1 pseudogene is annotated in these 545 nt (G+C 69.0%); it reads left to right on the top strand.

The features are described from left to right. Positions 1-545 (top strand): annotated as a pseudogene (locus XalbCFBP2523_RS15890) (RHS repeat-associated core domain-containing protein); the annotation flags it as partial.

The following is a 545-nucleotide window of genomic DNA, read 5'->3' on the forward strand; positions in this document are numbered from 1 at the left end:
CTGCCGCGTATCAGCGCCCGCGATACGACCGCCATCGCCTCGCCGCTGAAGCAGGATGTGGTGCTCACCCATCCGGATATGCCGGGCCTGCAGATCCACATTCCGGCCGGCACGGTGATCCGCGACCGCAAGGGCGCGCTGGTGCATCACCTCTCCATTGTGCCGACGCCGGTCAACCGTGCGCCGTTCCCGGTGGCGAGCAACTACCCGATGTACTTCACCCTGGAACCGGGTGGGGCCACGGTGCAGGCGCTGACGCCGCAGGCAGCGCAGGGCATCAAGATTCTGTACCCGAACTACGACACGCTGGCCACCGGCACCCGTGCCAACTTCTGGATCTACGATCCGTCCGAGGGCTGGCGGGTGTACGGGCAGGGGCGGGTGACCAGCGACGGCACGCGCATCGCCCCGGAAGGCGGGGTGGCGCTGTACAAGACCATGGGCGCCAGCTACAGCATCGATACCCACACGCCGCCGCCGGACCCGGACACGCCGCATTGCAGCGATGGCTGCGGCAAGGAGGCCGGTGGCGGTGGCGCGACGGC

It is taken from the genome of Xanthomonas albilineans (genome assembly GCF_002939705.1).
Taxonomy (GTDB): Bacteria; Pseudomonadota; Gammaproteobacteria; order Xanthomonadales; family Xanthomonadaceae; genus Xanthomonas_A; species Xanthomonas_A albilineans.